This window comes from Parahoeflea alexandrii (assembly GCF_024105735.1).
Classification (GTDB): domain Bacteria; phylum Pseudomonadota; class Alphaproteobacteria; order Rhizobiales; family Rhizobiaceae; genus Hoeflea; species Hoeflea alexandrii.
In genome coordinates this window covers 782,141-800,022 of record NZ_JAAAML010000001.1, presented here as the reverse complement: position 1 = coordinate 800,022, position 17,882 = coordinate 782,141, and the positions used below count along the sequence as shown (strand labels likewise).

General features: G+C 62.8%; 17 protein-coding genes. 3 read left to right on the top strand and 14 right to left on the bottom strand.

The annotated features are described in order from the left end of the window. Window positions 1-9: 9 nt before the first annotated feature. The 10 genes from GTW23_RS03655 to GTW23_RS03610 all read right to left on the bottom strand — a co-directional run bounded on the left by GTW23_RS03655 (window position 10) and on the right by GTW23_RS03610 (window position 11,038). Window positions 10-1,443: a UDP-N-acetylmuramoylalanyl-D-glutamyl-2,6-diaminopimelate--D-alanyl-D-alanine ligase gene (locus GTW23_RS03655; protein ID WP_252914660.1), complete on the bottom strand. Its 1,434-nt coding sequence runs from the start codon at window positions 1,441-1,443 to the stop codon at window positions 10-12. Continuing rightward, complete coding sequence (locus tag GTW23_RS03650) at window positions 1,440-2,909, bottom strand: UDP-N-acetylmuramoyl-L-alanyl-D-glutamate--2,6-diaminopimelate ligase (RefSeq protein ID WP_252914659.1); 1,470 nt, start codon at window positions 2,907-2,909, stop codon at window positions 1,440-1,442. The genes GTW23_RS03655 and GTW23_RS03650 overlap by 4 nt, the downstream gene beginning before the upstream one ends. A 78-nt stretch (window positions 2,910-2,987) precedes the next feature. After that, window positions 2,988-4,730: a peptidoglycan D,D-transpeptidase FtsI family protein gene (locus GTW23_RS03645; protein WP_252914658.1), complete on the bottom strand. Its 1,743-nt coding sequence runs from the start codon at window positions 4,728-4,730 to the stop codon at window positions 2,988-2,990. Beyond that, window positions 4,727-5,083, bottom strand: a complete 357-nt coding sequence (ftsL, locus tag GTW23_RS03640) for a cell division protein FtsL (RefSeq protein WP_252914657.1) — start codon at window positions 5,081-5,083, stop codon at window positions 4,727-4,729. Before ftsL ends, GTW23_RS03645 begins: the two co-directional genes overlap by 4 nt. 3 nt (window positions 5,084-5,086) lie before the next feature. Beyond that, entirely contained in the window at window positions 5,087-6,112 is a 1,026-nt protein-coding gene (gene rsmH / locus GTW23_RS03635) for a 16S rRNA (cytosine(1402)-N(4))-methyltransferase RsmH (RefSeq protein WP_252914656.1), read from the bottom strand. A gap of 26 nt (window positions 6,113-6,138) precedes the next feature. After that, the gene (gene mraZ / locus GTW23_RS03630) at window positions 6,139-6,567 is read right to left on the bottom strand and encodes a division/cell wall cluster transcriptional repressor MraZ (RefSeq protein WP_152007894.1); all 429 of its coding nucleotides are present in this window, start codon (window positions 6,565-6,567) and stop codon (window positions 6,139-6,141) included. Window positions 6,568-7,017: 450 nt separating this feature from the next. Beyond that, window positions 7,018-8,772, bottom strand: coding sequence for a TRAP transporter permease (locus tag GTW23_RS03625; RefSeq protein WP_152011440.1), 1,755 nt, complete (start codon window positions 8,770-8,772; stop codon window positions 7,018-7,020). A gap of 96 nt (window positions 8,773-8,868) precedes the next feature. Next, a complete protein-coding gene (locus GTW23_RS03620; protein WP_152011439.1) occupies window positions 8,869-9,810 on the bottom strand; it encodes a TAXI family TRAP transporter solute-binding subunit in 942 nt (313 codons plus the stop codon). Between the two features lie 153 nt (window positions 9,811-9,963). Continuing rightward, window positions 9,964-10,323, bottom strand: a complete 360-nt coding sequence (locus GTW23_RS03615) for an SH3 domain-containing protein (protein WP_193217201.1) — start codon at window positions 10,321-10,323, stop codon at window positions 9,964-9,966. A gap of 154 nt (window positions 10,324-10,477) precedes the next feature. Then, window positions 10,478-11,038: a TetR/AcrR family transcriptional regulator gene (locus GTW23_RS03610; RefSeq protein ID WP_252914655.1), complete on the bottom strand. Its 561-nt coding sequence runs from the start codon at window positions 11,036-11,038 to the stop codon at window positions 10,478-10,480. Between the two features lie 146 nt (window positions 11,039-11,184). Here GTW23_RS03610 and GTW23_RS03605 point away from each other — a divergent pair, with 146 nt between their 5' ends. Then, on the top strand, window positions 11,185-11,643 hold the full coding sequence (locus GTW23_RS03605; RefSeq protein WP_152007891.1) for a (2Fe-2S)-binding protein: 459 nt from the start codon (window positions 11,185-11,187) through the stop codon (window positions 11,641-11,643). A 1-nt stretch (window position 11,644) separates the two neighbouring features. Continuing rightward, the gene (locus tag GTW23_RS03600) at window positions 11,645-13,888 is read left to right on the top strand and encodes a xanthine dehydrogenase family protein molybdopterin-binding subunit (protein ID WP_252914654.1); all 2,244 of its coding nucleotides are present in this window, start codon (window positions 11,645-11,647) and stop codon (window positions 13,886-13,888) included. Window positions 13,889-13,933: 45 nt separating this feature from the next. Here GTW23_RS03600 and GTW23_RS03595 read toward each other — a convergent pair whose 3' ends face one another. After that, window positions 13,934-14,602, bottom strand: coding sequence for a 5-formyltetrahydrofolate cyclo-ligase (locus GTW23_RS03595; protein WP_252914653.1), 669 nt, complete (start codon window positions 14,600-14,602; stop codon window positions 13,934-13,936). 181 nt (window positions 14,603-14,783) lie between these two features. Here GTW23_RS03595 and GTW23_RS03590 point away from each other — a divergent pair, with 181 nt between their 5' ends. Further along, entirely contained in the window at window positions 14,784-15,188 is a 405-nt protein-coding gene (locus tag GTW23_RS03590) for a DUF427 domain-containing protein (protein ID WP_252914652.1), read from the top strand. A 136-nt stretch (window positions 15,189-15,324) separates the two neighbouring features. Here GTW23_RS03590 and GTW23_RS03585 read toward each other — a convergent pair whose 3' ends face one another. The 3 genes from GTW23_RS03585 to GTW23_RS03575 all read right to left on the bottom strand — a co-directional run bounded on the left by GTW23_RS03585 (window position 15,325) and on the right by GTW23_RS03575 (window position 17,869). Next, window positions 15,325-15,798, bottom strand: a complete 474-nt coding sequence (locus tag GTW23_RS03585) for a YciE/YciF ferroxidase family protein (protein ID WP_152007887.1) — start codon at window positions 15,796-15,798, stop codon at window positions 15,325-15,327. A 325-nt stretch (window positions 15,799-16,123) separates the two neighbouring features. Then, complete coding sequence (locus tag GTW23_RS03580) at window positions 16,124-16,723, bottom strand: hypothetical protein (RefSeq protein ID WP_252914651.1); 600 nt, start codon at window positions 16,721-16,723, stop codon at window positions 16,124-16,126. 120 nt (window positions 16,724-16,843) lie between these two features. After that, entirely contained in the window at window positions 16,844-17,869 is a 1,026-nt protein-coding gene (locus tag GTW23_RS03575; protein ID WP_252914650.1) for a DUF4189 domain-containing protein, read from the bottom strand. Window positions 17,870-17,882: the final 13 nt, after the last annotated feature.

Below are 17,882 nucleotides of genomic sequence, written 5' to 3'. Positions count from 1 at the left end.
CCGCGCCGTTTAATCTTGAGTGCTGCTGTCAGACAGCACCGGATAGTTGTCAAGCAATGCCTTAACAATACGGCCGAAGCCGATGCCGAGCGAAGACTTCACCATAACCACATCGCCATCCCGCAAGACCGACTTGAGATAGTCGGCCAGTTCCGTGGCTTCTTCCCTGTAGACGGTCTCGATATTGGTGCCCAGTTCGTCGCGCAGGGCACGCATTTCCGGACCGGCCAGGCAGACCAGGTCGGCGCCGGCTTCGGCCAGCGGCGCGGCCAGGTCACGGTGGACCTGCTCGGAGAACCGCCCCATCTCAAGCATGTCGCCGAGCACCGCGATGCGGCGGCCCCTGAGCCGCACCGGAGAATCGCGCATCAGTTCCAGCGCCGCCCGCATCGAAGCCGGGTTGGCATTGTAGCTTTCATCGATCAGCACGAAGCTGCCGCCGTCAATCTTCAGGGTGTGGCGCGCGCCCCGGCCCTTTTCGGCCGAAAGCCCGGCAAGCGCATGGATCGCCTTGGCCAGGTTTGCGCCCGCAAGCTGCACCGCTCCAAGCACCGCCAGCGCGTTCTGCACCTGATGCCGTCCGGGCGCGCCGATCTTGACCGCAACTTCATCCGGTCCGATCCGTGCGGTGATTGTCGAACAGTCAGGCAACAGCTTGCATTTGAGCAGCCGGTAGTCTGCCTTGGCGTTTTCCCCGAAACTCAGAACGTTCCCGACACCCAGTTCTCCGGCGCGCTTTTTCAGCCAGCCATACTTCTCGTTGTCGCGATTGAGAAGCACATGACCGTCTTCCACCACGCCTTCCATGATCTCGGACTTTGCCGCCGCGATTTCCGTCAGGTTCTTGAAATTGCCCAGGTGCGCCGCGGCAATGGTGGTGATGATGGCAATATGCGGTCTGACCATCTTGACCAGCGGACGGATCTCGTCGGGATGGTTCATGCCGATCTCGAACACGCCATAGGCCGTGTCCGCAGGCATCCGCGCCAGTGTCAGGGGAACGCCCCAGTGGTTGTTGAACGACGCCGCAGACGCGTGAACCGCGCCGCTGGGCTCGAGCGCATGGCGCAGCATCTCCTTGCTGGAAGTCTTGCCCACCGATCCGGTCACCGCGATGATCCTGGCTTCCGACCGCTCACGGGCGGCGCGTCCGAGGTCTTCGAGCGCGGCCAGAACATCCTTGACCACGATCATCGGTGCGGTCAGCCGGCCGAGCGCCGGCAGTTTGGCTTCCGACACGACGAGCAGGCTGGCCCCGTTGGCCACCGCCACACTGGCGAAATCATGACCGTCAAAACGGTCGCCCTTGATGGCGAAAAAGGCGTCGCCCTCACCCACGGTCCGGCTGTCGATGGAAATGCCCGTCACGCCATCCGGCACAGCGCCGACCGGACGCCCGTCCATGGCTTCGATCATCTCTTGCGCGGTCCACAGCAGGGTCATGCCTTGAGTTCCTCCAGTGCCTTGCGGATTTCGATATGGTCTGAAAAGGGCAGCACTTTCTCGCCGATGGTCTGTCCTTCTTCGTGCCCCTTTCCGGCAACAATCAGCGTGTCGCCGGCGTTGAGCATGCCGACCGCCTGACGGATCGCCGCCGCCCGGTCGCCGATCTCGGTCGCGCCTTGAGCCGCAGCCATGATCTCGGCGCGGATGGCCGCAGGGTCTTCAGAGCGCGGATTGTCGTCGGTGACGATCACCACGTCGGCGAGTCGCGTCGCGATTTCGCCCATGATCGGCCGCTTGCCGCGGTCGCGGTCGCCGCCGCAACCGAACACGACAATCACCCGGCCGGTGGTAAACGGCCGCACCGCCTCCAGCACATTTTCCAGCGCTTCGGGCTTGTGGGCATAATCGACATAGGCGGGCGCCCCCTTCGACGTCGTGCCGACCAGTTCGAGCCGGCCCGATGCCCCGCTCAGATGGTCCAGCGCCGCCATCGCCTGGTCTGCTGACGTGCCGCTGGCAATCGCCATGCCGGCCGCAACCAGCGCATTGGCAACCTGGAAATCGCCCGCCAGCGGCAGGTGCACCTCGAAGATCCGCCCGTCCATGTGAACTTCGGCAATCTGCTTGTCACGCAGGTGCTCAACCCGCTTGAGGCTCAGGAAACCGCCCTTGCGGCCAACGGTCAGCACGCGGGCGCCTGCCCTTTCGGCAACCTCGACAGCCTTCGGCGACCAGCGGTCGTCAGCGAAGATCACCGCCGGCGCACCTTTGGGAAGCAGCGTGTCGAACAGGCGCATTTTTGCCGCCATGTAGTCGTCCATGGTCGGGTGATAGTCCATGTGATCGCGGCCCAGATTGGTGAAGCCGGCAACGCTCAGTGCCACACCGTCGAGCCGGCGTTGATCGAGCCCGTGGCTCGAGGCCTCCATCGCCGCATGGGTCACACCTTCGCTGGCCAACTCGGCCAGCAAACGGTGCAGCGCCACCGGGTCCGGGGTCGTCAGCGTGCCGTATTCGGTACGACCGGGCGCTGTCACGCCGGTGGTGCCGAGCATGGCAGCCTGCTCGCCGGCATGGGCCCAGATCTGCCGCAGGAAGGAGGCGACCGAGGTTTTCCCGGCCGTGCCGGTCACCGCCGCCATGACACGCGGCTGCGGACCGAAGAAGGCGGCCGCCATCCGCGCCAGCGCCTGTCTCGGATCCTCGGCCCTGAGCACCGGCACGCCGATATCCGGGAGCTCCGAGCTCAGGCCCGCCACAACAGCCACGGCGCCGCGGGAGGCAGCCTGTACGGCAAACCGCGCACCGTCTGTCTTCACGCCCGCCAGCGCAAAGAACAGGTTTCCCGGTTCGACCATGCGGCTGTCGGCTGTCAGCCCGGTAACCGGAAGCTCGGTATCGGCGGTCTGCGAAGCGACGACAGATCCGGGTGGCAGGGCGGAGATCAGGGCGGACAGTTTCATGAAGTGCTATGGTCTTTCATTGCTGCGGCGGAACCCGGAATACGAGACAAACAAACGCCCTGCCCGCCACTTGTGTTTTCAGTATGACAGGGACAAAGCCTGCATATCATTTCCAAAACGCGGCCTGACACCCAGAAATGCAGCCGAACGGCGGATGATTGCGCCAACCGTTGGAGCGGCATTCAGACCGGCAGTGGCCGAACGCATGCCCTCTTCCGGTTTGGGTTCGTCGATCACCACCAGTACAACATACTCCGGATTATCGATCGGGAAGGCAGAAAGGAAGGCATTGAAGCGAACAGCCGACGAATAACGGCCATCAACCACCTTTTCGGCCGTGCCGGTCTTGCCGCCGACGCGGAAACCGTCAACAGCCGCACGCGAGCCGGACCCGCCCGATCCCTTGGTTGCGTTGAGTTTCATCAGGTAGCGCATGTTCTGACTGGTCGAGGGCTCGATCACCGGGACCGCGACTGTTGCGGCTTGCTCGGCGGTACGCGGCAGGAAGGTCGGTTCGATCAGCTTGCCGCCGTTCATCAGTGCTGCCGCGGCAACCGCTGTCTGCAGCGGCGTGGTCGAAACCCCGTGGCCGAAGGAAATCGTGATCGAGTTGATCTTCTTCCACTCCGCCGGCTGGTTCGGCATTGCCACTTCCGGCAACTCGGTCTGCATCCGGGTCAAAAGCCCCAGCCGGGTGAGAAACTCCTTGTGGCCGTCGATACCGACGAGATCCGCCATCCGGGCAGTGCCGATATTGGACGAATAGATGAAGATCTCCGGCACGCTGAGGATGCGGTTCTTGCCGTGGAAATCCTTGATGGTGAAGCCGCCGATGCGGATCGCGCCGCGGGCATCGAATGAATCCGACATCTTCACCAGGCCTGAATCGAGCGCCATGGCCGTCGTGAAGGCCTTGAACGTCGAGCCCATCTCGTAGGTGCCCGCCGACATCCGGTTGAGCCGGTCCTTCTGCAGCGCTTCGACCGGGTTGTTCGGATCATAATCGGGCAGCGACGACATGCCGATGACTTCGCCGGTGTTCACGTTGAGCACCACCCCTGCCGCCGCAATCGCCTTGTAGCGGTCCATTGCCGCCGCAAGCTCGTCGCGCAGCACGTGCTGGACCCTCAGATCGAGTGACAGGCGCACAGGCTTGAGATCCTCGTTGACCGTCAGCCCCGCCGCCGCCAGGTCACCAAGCCCTTGTCCGTCGACATATTTCTCCATGCCGGCGATGCCCTTGTTGTCGATGTTGACGTGACCGACAACATGCGAGGCCGTGGGGCCTCCCGGATAGAATCGCCGTGTTTCCGGCCGGAATCCGATGCCGGGAATACCAAGCGCCAGGATCTGGCTCTGCTGCTTCGGTGTCAGCTGACGACGCAACCACTGGAACCGGGAATTCGATGACAGTTTGCGGTGAATGCCGCGCATGTCGAGATCCGGCAGCACCGTGGCCAATAGCTCGATGGCCTCGTCCGGGTCGACGATCTTGTTGGGCTCGGCAAACAGCGACACGGTGCGAATGTCGGTGGCCAACACCTCGCCATTGCGGTCGAGCAGGTCCGGCCGCGAGATCAGCAGCTGGTCTGCGCGCGATATCGAGGAGACGGTTTCCGGGGACCGCATCCCGTATTGTACAAGCCGCGCCCCGATAGCCGTGTAGAACAGGCCGAAACAGGCGATGGCGATGATAATGCGGTTCTTCGCCTGGGCGCCTTGTGCCTTGCGCACACCATCAAATTCGAGCGGCGTCTGGCTTCGGCCCGCCGGCTTGCTGGCTGCCCTTTTTCCGGAAAGGAGTATCCCCAGTTTTCTCATGGCTGCACCGACCCCGTTGTCAATTCCGCATCTGTGACACCTTCGGCGATCTGCGGTTCGAAATCGCTTGCCCGTCCGGGCAGTTCGTCAGGCTCCGCCATCTGCTCGGGAGCGATCGGCTTGAGACCGAGCTCTGCCTCGAATGCCGTGGAAAGCTGCTGAAGCCGCGACGGCTGGTTGAGCAGGCTCCAGTCGGCCTCGAGCAGATCGATGGTTTCTTCCTGCAGCTTGATCTCGGCCTGCAGCTCTCGCACTTCGGCCAGCTTCTCTTCCGCTGCATGCTTGATCTGGTAGGTGATTGTGGCGGCGGCGACCATCGCCACGACAAGCACCACGTCGAGCGTTCTCAGCATGGATCAGCCTCCGAGCGCCGCGAGCGCGGCCAGGTTGGGGACGGGAAGAATATCGGCGTCGGCCTTGCCCGCAGGTGCGCCGGTGCGCGAGCCTGCCCTGAGCTTGGCTGACCGTGAGCGTGGATTGGCCTCGCACTCAGCCTCCCCGGCTGTCACCGGCTGCTTGCCGATCAGTGTGAATGTCGATTGCCGCTCTGCCACCATCGGCAAATGGCGCGAGCCCGACGCCTTGCCGGCCCGGTCCTGGAAGAACCGCTTGACGATCCGGTCCTCGAGCGAATGGAAGCTGACCACCACCAGCCGCCCGCCCGGCTTGAGTGCCCGCTCGGCGGCAAACAGCGTCCGCGCCAGTTCACCAAGCTCGTCGTTGACATAAGTTCGAAGCGCCTGAAACACGCGTGTGGCCGGATGGATCTTGTCCTGCGGCCGCCGCGGCGACACCTTCTCGATCAGTCCGGCCAGCTGCCGCGTTGTCTCGAAGGGCGCCTTCTGCCGCTCCGCCTCGATCGCCCGCGAGATCCGTCCCGCATGCCGTTCTTCGCCCAGAATGCCGAAGATACGGGTCATGTCGGAGGGCTTGGCCCGGTTGACCACGTCGGCGGCGCTGACGCCCGATTGCCCCATCCGCATGTCGAGCGGCCCGTCGCGCATGAAGGAGAACCCGCGCTCGGCCTCGTCGATCTGCATCGAGGACACGCCAATATCGAGCACCACGCCGTCAAGGCTTGCCTCCGCGACATGATCGAGCAGTTCGGAAAACCTTGCATGGATGAGCTTGAGCTTGCCGCCCGAAGCCTCGACCATCGCAGCACCCGCGGCAATCGCATCCGGATCACGGTCAAAGGCAACGACATCCGCCCCGGCCTCGAGGATGGCGGCGGTATAGCCGCCGGCCCCGAAGGTGCCATCGACAATGGTTTCGTCGGAGGCCGGTTCCAGGGCTGTCAGGACTTCCTGGAGAAGAACCGGAATGTGGCGGACAGGTCCGCCTTGGACGTCAGTTTCACCGTCGCCCATGTCCGCCACCATTCCGTTTCTCCATCCGTTGCGGACGGTCAGGAAATGGCCGTCCGTTCTTTCCGGGCCCGCGACTGCATTTCCTCGAATGCCGCCGGCTCCCAGAGCTGAAAATGATCCCCCCGCCCCGCGAACGTCACCCTGTCGGTGATGCCCGTGAAATCGCGGATGAAATCCGTCACCAGAAGCCGACCCTCGCCATCGAGCTTCATGAACACCCCGCCGCCGTGAATAAGCAGCGACATCTTGTTGGCTTCCGCAGAGAACGGGTCCGCCGATCCGATCATCCGCTCGAAGCGTTCGAGCACTTCCGGCCCGGCCATCGAGACCGCCGGAAACACGAAATCCTGCCAGGCGTAGAGCTCTTCCACCGCCGAGCGCGCCAGCACAGCACGGAACATCGATGGCACGGAAACCCGCCCCTTCGCGTCGATCCTGTTTGTCGCATTCGACAGGAACCGGTTCATGACTCTGTACCGCCGCTTCCGCCTGTTGGCCCCACTCCATCGATCCCCCGGTTGGGCACCGCTCATCCGCGCACAGGACTTCCAGGGCGGCGAACACCGCCTTCACGGATTCCGCTTGGAACCGCAGTCCGGATTGGGATGAAACGGCGGATGCCCGCCTGCTGATCTTGGGCATTTGGGATACCATGGGCCACTATGGGCGTCAATGGGAACCACCCCCATCAGGCGCACGAGTTTGCGCCATTAATATCCTGTCAAGATTAACGAAGGGTTAGGAATGATGGACAGAGTGTGAACGCAAAACGAGCCGGGAAGCCGCCTTTCCAGGCTCGAAATACTCCACTGCAGGTGCTTTCAACACATCGAAACCGTCGAGACAGGCGAAGCAGCCGGGACGGCCTCGATCATATCCACTTTGTTTGCGAAGGCCCGAAAGCAGGCAGGCGAGTTTCAGCCGAGCATCACCGGACCAAACAACACCGCAAATCCCGCCAAACCAAGCGCCGCACGGCGCAACGGCGTGAACACGCCGATCAACGCGTAGGAGATCAGCGCCAGCCCCAGTCCGATCTGCACCAGTGCCAGGATGGCCGCAAGCGGCTCGGTCGCAAGACCCATGATCGCCGGGTTGGCAACCATCGTCAGCGGAATGATGTAGAGACCGAGGCCGAGACTCATGGCGGTGACCGCGACCTTCAGCCAGTTCTCGCCGATCATGCCGGCGGCAATGAAGACTGCGCCGCAGACCGGCGGCGTTATCGTCGACAGCAGCGCGAACCAGAACACGAACAGATGCGCTTGCAAGGGTTCAAGCCCCAGCTTGGTCAGCGCCGGACCGGCTACCGACACACAGATCACGTAGGCCGCCGTCGTCGGCACCTCCATTCCGAGCACCAGGCAGGCAAGCGCCGTCAAGAGCAGCGACGGCCACAGCATGCCGCCCGAGGCCGACAGGATCAGCGAGGTGATCTTCACCCCCAGGCCGGTGATCGACAGCACGCCGATGATGATCGAGGCGCACAGGATGATCGCCGCAATCATCGACACCTGCCGGGCCGCCGTGATCACCGCGTTTTCCATCCGGAAGAGGATTCTGCGGATATCCAGCACGCCGTCAGCATGGAAGAACAGCATTGCGAAGCCGACGAGGATGGCCAGGCAGGCGGCATATTGAGGCGTGTACCGGGCTGCGAACATGCCCCACATCAGCACCGCGAAAGGAATAGCAAAAAACGCCGAGGTGATGATCACCGCGCGCAGATCCGGGCGGTCTTCCCTGGCCAGCCCTGCCAGCTCATAGCGGCTGGCATAGCCGTTGATGCCGATCCAGACGGCGAAGAAATACAGAAACGCCGGCAGCAGCGCCGCCGCCATGATCGCCGTGTAGGGAACGCCGGTGAGTTCGACCATGACGAAGGCGCCCGCCCCCATCAGCGGCGGCATGATTTGCCCGCCCGACGACGCCACTGCCTCCACCGCTGCCGCAAGCCGTTTCGGGTAACCGAGCCTGGTCATTGCCGGCAGCGTGATCGCACCGGTCGAGGCAACATTGGCCGACGCCGAACCGGAGATCGAGCCGAACAGCGCAGACGAAATCACCGACACCTTGGCCGCCCCGCCCTTGAGCCGGCCGGCCGCGGCCGAGGCGATGTTCATGAAGCCCTGGCCCGCCTCACCGGCATTGAGCACCGCCCCGAAGATCACGAAGATCGCCACGACACTGACCGACACCCCGGCGAGGCTGCCCCAGATGCCGCCCTCGGCAATGGTCAGCGTGCCGAGAAAACTCGCAAGCGGCGTGCCGGAATGGCCGAATTCTCCCGGTATATGCTGTCCGAAAAGGCCGTAGATGAGCGCCAGCAACGCCACCGTCGGCAGCGGCCAGCTGATCGCCCGGCGCGCTGCCTCCAGCACCACCAGGAGCAGCACGATGGCGATACCAGTCTGCACATCACCTTCGAGAAACCCGTATTGGTCGCCCAGTTCCGAGTGATTCCATGCCACCCAGAGACTTGCCGCCATCCCCAGCCCGCAAAAGGCGGCACCGCTTGCCCGGTAAGCCCGGCTGCCTTCCACGAACAGGAAGATCCAAGGCAGCGCCAGCGCCAGGTGCAGCGGCCGGCTGACCAGGTTCGGCACCAGCCCCCAGAAGATCAGCCCGAGATGAAACACCACCAGGCACACGGCGCTGGCAATCATGGCCATTCGCATCCGACAGGCTCCCGGTTTTCAGGATATTGGGGGCGGATTGAGGTGAGACGTGCTTCCCGGCTTCGGCAGCCGGGCAGCAACTGCAGCTTCTTACTGCTGGTCTGCCGTCAGCTCGATCCCGGCTTCCGTGTAGTAACGGACCGCACCCGGATGCAGCTTGGTGTTGATGTTGGACATCAGCGCCGCGTCGACGCCCTTCCACCAAGGCGCGTCCTCGGCCATGGCAGCCTTGCTTTCCCAGAAGGTCTTGGTCAGCTGATAGGCGGCATCATCGCTCATCGCGGTGGTGGTGAAAGCCGCAACCGGCAGAGAGGTGGTGGCGATGTCGGCGCTCTGGCCGGCATAGGTTCCGGCCGGGATGACCAGCTTCGACCGCTTGGTTTCCGCGATCTGTTCATCGCTGAGCGACAGCACGACGACATCGGTTGAGGCGGCGGCCTCGATCACGTTCGGCGCGGGCCATGAGCCGGCGGTCACGAAGCCGTCGATCTGACCGTTCTGCAGCGCCGGAACAGCGTTCGACAGCTCGACCTCGGCCAGGTTGACCTTGCCTTCAAGGCCGAACAGCTTGAGATATTTCTCGCCCTCGGTCGCGCCGAAAGATCCCTTGCCGAGCAGGATGGTCTTGCCTTCCATGCCGGCGAAATCGGTCACACCGCTGTCAGCCGACATGACGAAATGCATGGTCAGCGACGGGATCGGAAACAGCGCCCGGATCTCGTCGAATTTCGGATCGCCCTTGCCCTCGAACATCGCCTTGCCGCCCTGGGCAAGCCCGATCAACGCCGGCGGCGTGGTAAAGACATAGTCGCCGCCACGCGCCTTGGCTTCCATCACGTTCTGCACCGAGCCCTGGCTTTCCTCCACCGTGACGATGATCTCGCCATCGGTGCCGGCCTTCATCGCTTCAGCCAGTTGCACGCCCATCTGGTAATAGGACGAACCGGTTTTCGCGGACTTGTAGGTGATGCGTGTTTCTGCGAACGCGCTCGATGCGAACATGCCGGCGCAAATCCCCAGCGCCAAAACCATTGTCGTGTTTTTCAATTGCTTTCTCCCAACAAGCGTTTGAATTCAGAATAGCTTCCGAACCGTGGTCTTCGCATGAAAGAAGCGGTTTCGCAATTTGCGATTATCAGCAGACCCGAATATCCGGCCGCGGTTGACCGGCCTTCACGAGGCCTGTCAGGGACAAACCCCGCGCGCATCGACATACTTTCCCGACACCCAGCCCGATGGCATCGGCGTGCCCCACATCGGCTGCATGCAGCGACCCGACATGCAGGTGATCGCGTACCAATTTCCGCGCCGGTCGTAGACCGAAACCTCGTCGCCGCGGTAGACCTCGCCAATCTGCTGAAAGCTCGATCCCGGCCCCGTGCGCACCGCCAGAAAGCCGTTGCCGCGCGCATGGTTGTACTGGCTGATCGGCTTCACCCCGACGACATAACCGGTGCAGTCACCGGCTAGCGCCGGTCCATTCGACCATCCGGCAAACCCTGCCAGCGAGAGGGCGAACAAGGCGGATCTGATTGAAAGGGCCATAAGTGTTTCCTTCGGACATTGAGCAACATCGGCTGTCCTCAATCTGCGCACACATGCATCCCGCCGCATTGACGTGGATCAACGGCCGGATGCGCAAGACCGCCACCATCATGCGCCATTGCAAGCCGCCCGCGCCCTATGCCGCGAGACAGGCTCAGCCCTCGCCGAGCATGATCATCACGCTGCTCTTCAAGGTGGCGAGCAGGCTTTCGAGATGCTTGCCGTCGCGGGCGGTGAACTTGAAGCTCGAGGCGCTCGCGTAGAAGAAATCCGCCAGCTCCGCGGCTGTCATGCCGTGAGCGGCAAGTGCATCCCTGCGGGTGTCGAAGAGGCCCGCCAGAAGGTCGATCTTGCCTTGCTCGGCACCAAGATGGGTCGCCGCACCATCCCCGCTTCCGATCATCAGGTCGCCTGAATCCGGCATCTGCTTGATCTGGTCAAAGAACCGCACGATCGCGCAGTCGAGAAAGATGTCGATCCGTTCACTGATCGTTTCGGCGGATTGCCACGCCTCGACCACCTCGTTGATCACGCGTTCGGAGATCAGCTGCATCGCTGCCGCCATGATCTCGTCCTTGTTGGCGTAACGGGCGTAAAGCGTTGGCCGCGACATGCCTGCCTGTTCGGCAATGTCGCCCATTGTCGCCTTGCGCACGCCGTAGCGCGCAAACACCGCGATGGCGGCATCAAGAATTTTGTGGTCACGGTCTGTCATATCAATACATCTTGACAACTATTGTAATTTTGTAAAATACTTTCTTCGACGATGTCGGGAAAACGACCAATGGCCACGCCCTGCTGCCGGTTCCGCTCCCCATATACCGCATTGACCAAACCCTGCTGCTGCTTGGAGGCACGCCGATGAAACTCACCGTAGACGGAAAAATCCATGAGGTCGATGTCGAACCCGACATGCCGCTGTTGTGGGTGCTGCGTGACGAACTCGGCATCACCGGCGTGAAATACGGTTGCGGCATCGCCCAATGCGGCGCCTGCACCGTCCATGTCGATGGCTATGCCATCCGCTCCTGCCAGCAGCCGGTTGGCGATCTCGAGGGCGAGGTCACCACCATAAACGGCCTCGGCACACCTGACGCGCTGCATGCGGTTCAGGCGGCCTGGATCGAACATCAGGTCGCCCAGTGCGGTTATTGCCAATCTGGCCAGATCATGTCCGCTGCGGCATTGCTGGCGGAAAATCCCAACCCGAGCGACGAAGACATCGACGATGCAATGAGCGGCAATCTGTGCCGCTGCGGCACCTATCCACGCATTCGCGAAGCGGTGAAAACCGCCGCCAGAACCGTCAGGAGCGCTTGATATGGGCCGTTTGAAGACATTCACCCGCCGCGCCTTCCTGATCGGCTCCGTCGCAGTCGCCGGCGGCGTCGCCTTCGGCGCCTACATGGTCAACAAGCCGCACGCCAATCCGCTGCTGGACAATCTTGGTGACGGCGAGGCAGCCCTCACCCCTTACGTCCGCATTGACGCGGATGGGGTGACCCTGATCACCCCCCGCGCCGACAAGGGCCAGGGCGCCTACTCGGTCCAGGCCGCCCTGATCGCCGAGGAACTCGACGTCGAGCTCGACCAGGTAAAGATCGATCCGGGCCCGCCCTCGCCCGCCTACTGGAACACCGCGCTTGCCGACGAAGCCGCCACGTTCATGGCGCCCGGCGGCGGTGTGGGCGAAAGCATCGCCTACGGGGCCCTGTCTGCGGTGATGAAGACCATCGGCATGCAGATCACCGGCGGCTCCACCACCGTTCCCGACGGTTTCGTCAAGCTGCGCCAGGCCGGTGCCGTGGCCCGCGAAACCCTCAAGCTGGCCGCAGCGCAGAAGACCGGAGCAGCTGCCAGCGAGCTGAGGACCGAGGCCGGACGCGTGCTGCTTCCCGATGGGTCGTCCCTTGCCTATGCCGAACTGGCACCGATCGCCGCCACCATCGACCCGCCGCAGGACATCCAGTTGCGGGCACCATCCGAGTGGCGCCTGATCGGCAAGCCGATGCAGCGCGTCGACATCGTCGCCAAGTCGACCGGTACGCAAAGCTATGGCATCGACCACAAGGTCGACGGCATGGTCCACGCCGCGATCAAGCTCAACCCGGCGCAGATCGGTCCCTTGATTGGTTTTGACGCCGGTGAGGCGCTGAAGATGCGCGGCGTCAGCAAGGTCGTCGCGGTCACCGGCGGCGTGGCGGCAATCGCCGACAACACCTGGCGCGCCTTCCAGGCCGCCGAGGCGGTCGAGGCCGAATGGGGGCCCGCCCCGTTCCCGGCTACAATGGATGAACACTGGCAGGCGCTCGCCGACAGCTTCACCGAGGATGCGCTCGACAGCCGCAAGCGCGATGACGGCGATGTCGAGATCTCGATTGCCGAAACCGGCGAGATCATCAGCGCCGAATACCGCGCGCCCTACCTGGCCCATGCGCCGCTCGAACCGATCAGCGCCATCGTCCGGGTCGATGACGACCGCGCCGAGGTCTGGACCGGCACGCAGATCCCGCGCTTCATCCAGAACAATGTCGGCAAGATCGCCGGCATCGATCCGGAGAAGGTCACCGTGCATGCGCTCTACATGGGCGGCAGTTTCGGTCACCGGCTGGAGGACGAAGTGGTCAAGCAGGCCGCAGAGATCGCCGTCCAGATGAAGGGCACGCCGGTCAAGCTGACCTATTCGCGCGAACAGGACATGAGCCACGATTTCACCCGCCAGATCGCCATGGCGCAGTTGCGCGGCGTGGTCCGGGACGGCAAGGTCGAGACCTATGATCTGGGCATCGCCATGCCTTCCGTCGTCGTCTCGCAGATGAGTCGCCAGGGCCTGTCTGTGCCCGGTCCCGATAGCCAGATCGTCGCCGGGGCCTGGGACCAGCCCTTCACCATCCCCAACCAGCGCGTAACCGGATACCGCGCGCCCGAACTCGCGCCGATCAGCTCCTGGCGTTCGGTTGGGGCTTCCTCGAACGGCTTCTTCTACAATGCGGGCCTCGACGAACTGATCCATGCCGCCGGTGCCGATCCGATGGAGGAACGGCTGCGGCTGTGCAGCAACCCCGAGGCGCGCAAGGTGCTCGAGGCGGTCGCCGAGATGTCGGGTTGGGACGGCGTTCTCGGCGATGGCCGCGGCCGCGGCGTCGCCTTGACCCAGTCCTTCGGCGTTCACTGCGCCGAGGTGATCGAGGTCAGCAACACCGAATACGGCATCAGGATCGACAAGGTCTGGGTCGCCGCCGAAGTCGGCACCGTCGTCGATCCGGTCAATTTCGACAATCTGGTCAAGGGCGGCGTTGTCTTCGCACTCGGCCATGCCATGAATTGCGAGATCACCTACACCGACGGCATTGCCGACCAGAGCAATTTCGACAGTTTCCAAGGCATGCGCATGTACCAGTGCCCGACAATCGAGGTGCGCGGGCTTGAAAACGGCGACCGTGTGCTGGGCATCGGCGAACCACCGGTTCCGCCCGCGGCCGCGGCCCTGGCCGGCGCCATCTTCGCCGCGACCGGAACAAGGTTGCGGGAAATGCCGTTCAGCAAGTTCGTCGATTTCGCCTGAGCCGCCAGAAACAGTTCGCCCGGCATCATCTGCCGGGCGGCTTCGTCAGCCTGAAGAGTGGTCGGAGACCGTCCCGTCACCCAGCACCACCTTGTGCATGGGAATGTCCCAGGGCATCGGGAAGATCGTCTTGATCCGCGCGAACGCCTGACCAACGCCAATGATCAGCACCTCGCCGTCAAGCCGCGCCAGCGTCCGGTCGTAGTAGCCCCCGCCATTGCCGAGCCGGTACCCGTCTTCATCGACACCGAGAAGCGGAACGATCACCACGTCCGGTGTCACCGGATCCGGCTCTGCCGGCACGGGAATATCCCAGATCCCCTTGGCCATGACGCATCCCGGGCTCCAGCGATGAAACTCCACCGGATGGTTCTTCTCCACCACGACAGGCAGGCCGATCTGCGAACCACGGTCGATGGCCCCGGCCATCCAGCCATGCAGGTTGACCTCGCCACGGATCGGCCAGAAGGCGGCAATCCTCCGCCCCGCCACATCGCCAAGTATCTCGTCCAGCCGCAAGGAGATGGCGGCCGAAGCAGATTTCCTCTCGTCGGCGGACTGGTTCTGCCGGGCAGCATAGAGCCGCTTGCGTTCGGATTTGCGGAATGTCGAGACATCCTGCCAGGTCTGCGGATCGACGACATGGCCATCGACAAGCAGATGCGCAAGGCAGACCGTGGAACCCGGAACGTCATCTTCGTCTTCATGGGTCATGGCAGCGATTAAACACCCCGCACGAGGCCATTCACAGGTCTGATTGCGGCATGCCTCGTCTCACCGGCTGACTTTGCCAATGGTTGGCACACCTGCGCCCTTACCATGTCAAAGCGGCCCGGATCATGATAAACCGGAAAGCAGGGTCACACGCCCGCCACCTCAAACCACAGGCGAGACCATGCAAGGCTCAAACTCCGGCGATGCCAATGTCCCTTCGCTCGAAGGGGCCATTCGAAACCCAAACAACCCGAACCATCTCATGGTCATCAGGCGCGTCAGGCGAACCGTAAGCGTTCATGTCGGCGACACGCTGATTGCGCAAACGCAAGACGCGCTCCGCGTCTTGGAGATGGGCAAGTCCCTCTACGATCCAGCCATATACATCCCTGCGTCTGATATCATTGCCAGTCTCGAACCCGTCGACAAATCCACCCACTGCCCGCTCAAGGGCGATGCGAGCTACGTTTCGTTCAACGGCAACGAGATCGCCTGGACCTACGACCGGCCGCTTGAGGGCTCCCGGCAACTCGCGGGACATTTCGCCTTCTGGCCGGACAAGGTCAGGATCACGGAAGGCGACTGAGTTCGCACGCCGACTGCCCCTCCTGCCATCCTTCATGTGGCTTGCCGCGAACAAGCTGCGGGAGCACGGCATAGAACCGTCCTCCCGCAGCAAGCCTTAGCGCACGCAGCATGGCAGTGCGCAGATCCTGATTGCCCTATTCTTCGTTGATCGATGAAACCGCCAGGTTGGTCAGCTTGCTGTTGGCGGCCTTTTCCTCGTCGAGTATCCGGGTGAGCAGGTCATGGGCTTCACTGTGGCCAAGCACCTTTGCCCATTCCCTCAAGGTACCGTAACGGGCGATTTCATAATGCTCGACGGCCTGGGCGGCAGCAATCAGCGCGGCGTTCTTGGCCACGCCGGTGGCCTCGTCGATGATCCCGTCGGTTTCCTTGATCAGACCTTCGATGGCATCGCATTTTTCGCCTGAAGCGGTCTTGCCGATCGACTTGAACACCTTCTCCAGTGTCTTGATCTGGCCCTTGGTTTCTTCAAGATGCTCGCCGATCGCATCCTTCAGCTTCTTGCCGTTGGCGGCTTGCTGAACCTTCGGAAGCGCTTTCACCAGCGCGTTCTCGGCATAGTAGATGTCTTTCAGAGTGTGTTCGAATGCATCGGACAGGGTCTTCATGGCGTGTTTCCTTTGAAAATGATTTTGTGCGGCATGGTTTCTGAGCGGCCAGGATGGAACGACCTGATCCCTGGAATGAGGGTGATCGCCGTCCTGTCTGCGCTCAACGAAGTTGCTGATGATTGGTTCCCGGCACTGCGGTGCAACCGGGCCCTGCACCGTTCAAAGGCGGCCTGCCTCACTCTGTCGCGGAACACGCCAGTTCCGTAGGAAGGGATAGAGTTGGAATGATCTGGAAAAATACCAAAAAGACCTGGGGCACCACGGCGAGCTGAGCTGCGCCGGGTGCCCAGGTCCCTGTCACAAGCCGGACCAGTGGCTTGAGTTAGAATTTCACTTTAAGGCCGGGCGACAAAAGCACCGTGGTCCGGTTGGTCTGAGCACCGAAAGTGCGGCCGACCTCGGCTTTCATCGTCAGGTAAACCCGGTCCTGGACAAGGCTGTAGTCCAGTTCCACGCCGCCATAAACCGCATTGGCATTGTCGGTGAGCTTGGTGGTTGCGCCAACGCCGGTCACGGTCGTCTGGGTAAAGAAGCGCCGCAGGCCCACATAGGGCGCGATGCCAACCTGCTCCATCTGCTTGCGCGCCTTGACGAAGCCGCCAACCGAGGCAACCCGTGTGCTGGTGGTCATGGTGCCCGTGGTCTTCTTGCCATTGCCAAGAGTGTGAAACACGTTCAGGCCACCGCAAAGATCGAACCCGCCGGCATTGGCGCGGCAGACCTCGCCGCTGGCATCAACACCGTAATAGGTCTTCGCCACATTCGAAGAACCGCTGAAGATCAGCGCGCTGCCGCCGATCGTGCCGTTGAAATAGAGATCGCCGGAAGACATAAGCGCTCCATCCTGGGCCTGTGCGGCGGTCGAAAGGGCCAGTCCTGCGGCGACCACTACTCCTGCGGTCAGATAAGATGCGAGCTTCATGACATACTCCTGCTCAATATCGTGATGAAACCAGACTACCCGCCCGGCCCCTCGGCCTGAATGTATGGAATCATACACTTTTGTCGTTTGGCGACCGGCGGCCTTGCGGCAGTCCTCGATTCAGCGGCAATGCGAATAACGGATCGCGCAGGATCCTTCGGCATTGCTGCAAAATCCCATGGCGAAGCTTTCAGCGGCCCGCTTGCTGTTTCCCGCACCGAACCAGTGGCCGTTGCGATTGCCGCCCACCAGCGCATGGCACTGGGCCTGTGTCATGTCCTCGATGCCGCAGGAAGCATCGCCGCAATACTGCATCGCGTAAGACTGTGCTTCCTGGCGGCTGGCCCCGGCACCGTGGCCGAACCGCCCGTTCGCGCCAATGGCAAAGGCCATCCAGCCACCGCCGCTCGCGACCGTCTGGACCCGGGCCGGCGCCTGGCTGCGAAGCAGCGAGGCGCAGTCACCAAACATGCCCGCGATCGCGCCTCCATCCGAGCACATGATGCCGCCCCACTGGTAGGCGACCCCGCCGCCGTGCCGGATTTCGAACCAGTCATAGCCATCGAACCGGACACCGGTATTGGCCAGCACCGATACCGGCGTCCCTTCGGCGAGGCTTCCAGCAACCGAGAAGTTCGTTCCCGGACCGTTGCGCAGCTTGCCGCCGAGCGACCGCGCCTTCTGTCCGCCGAGCGGTGTCTCGTTGCCACCAACAGCACCCGAAGCATGGTCCTGTGATATCGCGCGTTCGGCGCAGGGAACCGGTGCGTCGTTCGGATACTGCTTGAAGCGAAGCCGGGCATCGGTGCCCTTGCCAAAGAAACTGTAGCTGCGGCTGTCGAAGCTGAACCCGCTGGCCACGCGCTGCTCGCGCGCGGTTTCAGTTTGCGCCGCCGATTCCGCCGCGCTGATGTATTCGCTCTTGGGAGAGATCCGCGCGGTGGAGCTTCCGTCAACCCAGAACACTTCGACCTCGTAGAAGACGTCACCCTCGGGTTCGCACTCATAGACCGTAAGCTCCGAGGCCTGAGCGGCTGGCATCGCTGCTGTCAGCACTGCGCCGAGCGCCACTGCCATGCCGCCGGTGACAAGCAACATGCGACGGAAGCTTTGCAGGGCGGAAATGCGAGGAGAGTGGACAGACATGGCAGTATTCCCG